Origin of the sequence: Acinetobacter sp. YH12226 (assembly GCF_013417805.1) — a bacterium.
GTDB lineage: Bacteria > Pseudomonadota > Gammaproteobacteria > Pseudomonadales > Moraxellaceae > Acinetobacter.
The window spans coordinates 1-3,522 of record NZ_VPDG01000049.1; the positions used below are offsets into that span (position 1 = coordinate 1).

Sequence of the window (3,522 nt, forward strand, 5' to 3'; positions counted from 1 at the left end):
GAGGCATGTTCCGCGTCCTTGCAATACTGTGTTTACATACAGTCTATCGCTTAGCGGAAAGTTCTTTTACCCTCAGCCGAAATGCCTGCCGTTGCTAGACATTGCCAGCCAGTGCCCGTCACTCCCACTCGATTGTAAACAAGCACACAAAACCCTTTAGTGACAACAATTTGCAAGAACTATCAGGCTCAGTGCCATGAAAAATACCATGACCAGATCATGAGGTTGAACACGGCTTGCGCCGGCAGCGTTCACGCTCCTGGTCGGCGATCTCGCCCGGCTGCAATGCTAGCTCAGCATCGGTCATGCGCTCCAGCACGTCGCGTAGGCGGATGGTGCAAGGAATGGGCGGCAGCTCGAACTCATAGCCGCCGGCGATCATTTCGGCCGCAATCTCCTCGGTGATGAAAAACGGCTCGTCGTCTTGGTTCGGCTTCTTCATGCCCTTTCCTCCTGGCGCTCATCCTGGCCGACAGCGGCCAGGGCATCGGCTTCCGTCAATGCGTCCTCCACGAACGCGCCGTGCTGCTTCGCTTCGGCCTGGCTGACCTCGGCCCATATCCGTTTCACCTGGGCCGCACTGTACCCGGCCAGCTCGGCGGTCTTGTTGATGCTGTAGCCGGACTTGCGCAGCGCGACAACTTGGGCGCGGCGCTTCGGATCAGCACGGCGGCCCTTGTACCGCCCGGCCTGGCGGGCCAACTCAATGCCTTGGCGCTGGCGTTCGCGCCTGTCCTCGTAGTCGTCGCGGGCCATCTGCAAGGCCAGGCGAAAAAGCATGATCTGCACGGCTTCCAGCACGATCTTGGCGACGCCCTGGGCCTCGGCCGCCAGGTCGGATAGATCGACCACGCCAGGGACGGCCAGGCGTGCGCCTTTGGCCTGTATCGAGGCCACCAGGCGCTCGGCCTCGGGCAAAGGTAGGCGGCTGATGCGGTCGATCTTCTCGGCAATGACCACCTCGCCGGGCTGTAGGTCGCCGATCATGCGCAGCAGCTCAGGCCGGTCGGCGCGTGCGCCGGATGCCTTCTCACGGTAGATGCCGGCGACGTAGTAGCCGGCGGCCTTCGCGGCCGTAGTGATCGCCTCTTGGCGTTCCAAGTCCTGCGCGTCGGTGCTGACGCGCAGATAGACCCGCGCCACCATCGGCGCGGCTACTGGCTTCGTCCTGCGCATACTTGCGGGCTCCTTTGGGCATACTCAAATGCACCCATCTTAAACTGGCAGCTAATGTACAAAAGTTGATAGAAGCACACAAGTTCAATTTTGCACTTCTGCCCCACTATTGCAAAACTGCTTGTTAGTAGCCGTTTTTTCTTACTGTTTATAGATTCAATAATTTTTGAAACGAAAAATTGGGACTAAACATTTCGGTTTCGTTTTCTGTCGATTCGTCCTGCGTATCTTTTGCATAAACAAACATTTGTTGTTCGTAGTTTTCGATGGCATTTTCAATACTTGTAAATTCTCCGTTTGTAAGGTTTTCAGACAATATCAAAGCATCCAATAATCCCGTATTTACACCCTGTCCTGCAAAAGGCGACATCAAATGAGCAGCATCGCCAATCATTGTTATGGGTAATGGACGGTTACTTTTCCAATCATTGTTCAAAGGAAATTTCCTTGTGGGCAAGCATTGAAATGTTGATACCGAACGTATTAATTGTTTGTAAACTTCACTCCATTTGGAAAATCTTTTCAATAAAAAATCGGCAACGCTGTTTCTGTCCTGAAAATCTAAGGGAATTTTATTTTTCCATTCATCGGGCGTTTTAAAACTAATTCCTAAATACAATGCACCATTATTATTGGGATTGGCAAACAATAAAATGCCCTGATGTCCCGCCATTAATCGGTTGCCGTTGCATAGCTGAAAAAATCCGGGACAGTTTATTTCCGGTTGAAGAATATCAGCTTGGATGTTGAAAGTACCGGTTTCTTCAACTTGCGTGTCGGTAACAAAGCTCCTTATTTTCGACATTCCACCATTGGCAAGAATAACCAAATCTGCTGTTTCACTCGGTTTATTCTCAAAAGTTAGTGTCCACTTCTTCTTACCAGGTTCAAGCATAACAAGTTTTCTATCCCAAATAACCGTGTCGTTTTCTAAACTATTCAACAAGATAGCCCTTAAGTCATTTCTGTTTATTTCAGGATTGTCAAATCGATTTTCGGGCTTTACATTTTTTGTGGATAAAATATTGCCTTTTTCATCAGCAATATTTACACCCATTGGTAAGGCTAAGTCATAATAAGTTTGTAACAATCCCGCTTTTTTCATTGCTTCCTGACCTGAACCTTTGTGTAGGTCAAGGGTTCCACCAAAAATTCTTGCCTCTCGGTCGTTGTCTCTTTCGTAAACTGAAACGTCTATGCCGTTTTGCTGTAATAATTTTGCCATAGTCAGTCCAACGGGTCCACCACCAATTATTGCAACGTTCTTATCACTAAGTAAATTCATTTGTTTGTCTGTATCTATTCGCATTGTCATTCAAAAATGGCACATAACAAGTGGCTATACGCCAAATGGCGTATATATCCACTATATCTTATTTTGCTAAACCTTTCATTATCAGTGACAAATCCGTTTTCAACCGTTTACCGTTCGTTTCTACTCTCTCAAAAGGATTTATATTCATAGTGCTTTTTGTTAAGTTTTGCTCAAATATACAAATCCTTTCTATATATCTAACAAATCCATCGGACTTTTTAATTGTTCCATTCCCTTGGTGGTAATATGTGTATAAACCTCAGTTGTTTTACTGCTTGAATGACCTAACAACGATTGAATATAACGTAAACTCGTACCATTCTCAAGCAAATGCGTTGCAAAGCTATGTCGTAAGGTATGTACAGTAACTTCCTTTTGAATCTTTGCTTTTAAAACAGCTGCTTTAAAAATGTTTTGAATACTTCGGCTTGAGTATGCGCCACCTTTTTGACCTTCAAATAAATAATCTTTTGGTTTATATTCCATAAAGTATGTTCTTAAAATAATTAATGTTTTCTCAGATAAAATGGTATAACGATCTCTTTTTCCTTTTGACTGTTCTATACGAATTTGCATGCGCTTGGAGTCAATGTCTTTTATTTTCAGGTTTATACATTCAGAAATGCGCAAACCTGCCGAATAAATAGTCATCAGAATAGCCTTGTGTTTCACGTTTTCAATAGCGCGTAGTACCCGAATGGTTTCTTCTTCACTCATCACAACAGGAAGTGTTTTTTCTTTTTTTGGTCTTTCGATGAAATATGTTTTCCGTTGTCCACCCAAAACACGTTCGTAATAAAACTTAATCGCATTGATTGCCTGGTTTTGATAAGATATTGAAACTTTTCGCTCCATAACCAAATGTCGGAGAAATGATTGTATATGTCCTTCATTCAATCGATCGACGTATAGGAAGAATAAACGCCCTTTTCACCCAAGTCCAACAGCTTTGGACCGCAGTTGACTCTTTCGACACCCCTGCGATGCAACCCAATCCGGCTGACGGGGAGCCAGCAACGCTGAAAATTTAC

Annotated in this window: 4 protein-coding genes; all 4 read right to left on the reverse strand. The window is 45.5% G+C overall.

Annotation, left to right across the window (positions count from 1 at the left end; translation table 11 throughout):
* Positions 1-217 precede the first annotated feature (217 nt).
* The 4 genes from FTV08_RS15915 to FTV08_RS15930 all read right to left on the reverse strand — a co-directional run bounded on the left by FTV08_RS15915 (position 218) and on the right by FTV08_RS15930 (position 3,346).
* The gene (locus tag FTV08_RS15915) at positions 218-442 is read right to left on the reverse strand and encodes a hypothetical protein (RefSeq protein WP_000743213.1); all 225 of its coding nucleotides are present in this window, start codon (positions 440-442) and stop codon (positions 218-220) included.
* Entirely contained in the window at positions 439-1,176 is a 738-nt protein-coding gene (locus FTV08_RS15920; RefSeq protein ID WP_001366550.1) for a recombinase family protein, read from the reverse strand. The genes FTV08_RS15915 and FTV08_RS15920 overlap by 4 nt, the downstream gene beginning before the upstream one ends.
* 148 nt (positions 1,177-1,324) lie before the next feature.
* Positions 1,325-2,491 (reverse strand): tetracycline-inactivating monooxygenase Tet(X3), encoded by a 1,167-nt coding sequence (locus tag FTV08_RS15925; protein WP_024160783.1) that lies wholly within the window; start codon positions 2,489-2,491, stop codon positions 1,325-1,327.
* 189 nt (positions 2,492-2,680) lie between these two features.
* Entirely contained in the window at positions 2,681-3,346 is a 666-nt protein-coding gene (locus FTV08_RS15930) for a tyrosine-type recombinase/integrase (RefSeq protein ID WP_015060916.1), read from the reverse strand.
* Positions 3,347-3,522 lie beyond the last annotated feature (176 nt).